Origin of the sequence: Photorhabdus sp. RM71S, from assembly GCF_042879355.1 — a bacterium.
Taxonomy (GTDB): Bacteria; Pseudomonadota; Gammaproteobacteria; order Enterobacterales; family Enterobacteriaceae; genus Photorhabdus; species Photorhabdus kayaii.
Genome location: NZ_JBHFKV010000354.1, coordinates 1 through 223, shown reverse-complemented (window position 1 = coordinate 223; position 223 = coordinate 1). Strand labels below are relative to the sequence as shown.

At 62.3% G+C, this 223-nt stretch carries 1 protein-coding gene; it reads left to right on the top strand.

What is annotated here, in order from left to right; genetic code table 11:
- Window positions 1–223: hypothetical protein (locus tag ACGF5R_RS25190; protein WP_387693395.1), on the top strand; the 223-nt coding region annotated here is incomplete at both ends.

Below are 223 nucleotides of genomic sequence, written 5' to 3'. Positions count from 1 at the left end.
CCCCGAAGCCCTGGCTTATCTGGAAAAACGGCGGCTCAACCACCCGGAATTAGTCGCCCGGTTTAAACTGGGCTTTGCCAACCGCACGTTAGCCTATCGCCTGCCCATCAAAGCGGTGCAGGCCGGCGCACAGATCCGCGCCCGTCTTCGGGCCGTGGGGATTATGCGCGACAGCGGGCACGAGCACTTTACCGGTTCGCTGGTGATACCGGTTATCGACCCG